The organism is Streptomyces griseus subsp. griseus, assembly GCF_000720255.1.
GTDB lineage: Bacteria > Actinomycetota > Actinomycetes > Streptomycetales > Streptomycetaceae > Streptomyces > Streptomyces griseus_I.
In genome coordinates this window covers 1-401 of the sequence record NZ_JOJE01000176.1, presented here as the reverse complement: position 1 = coordinate 401, position 401 = coordinate 1, and the positions used below count along the sequence as shown (strand labels likewise).

The 401-nt window shown below is 65.1% G+C and carries 1 protein-coding gene; it reads left to right on the top strand.

The features are described 5' to 3' along the window. On the top strand, window positions 1-401 hold a 401-nt coding region (locus IG99_RS43665), incomplete at both ends, for an AMP-binding protein (RefSeq protein WP_037684613.1).

Below are 401 nucleotides of genomic sequence, written 5' to 3'. Positions count from 1 at the left end.
GGGTGCGGGTCCGGAGCGGTTCGTCGCGGTTGCTCTGCCGCGTTCCCTGGAGTTGGTGGTGGCGCTGTTGGCTGTGGTGAAGTCGGGTGCGGCGTATGTGCCCATTGACCCCGACTACCCGGCCGACCGGATCGCCTACATCCTCGAAGACGCTCACCCGATGTGTGTGATCACCGGTCTCGGGGCGGAAGGTGCTCTGCCCAAGGACACTCCCCAGATCCTGGTGAACACCCCCGCCCTCGCTGAGCACTCCGGAACCGACCTCTGCGATATCGAGCGGTCGGCGCCTCTGACTCCGGACACGCCTGCGTATGTGATTTATACGTCGGGGTCGACGGGGCGTCCGAAGGGTGTGGTGGTTCCGCACGCGAATGTGGTGCGGTTGTTCTCCGCTACCGATG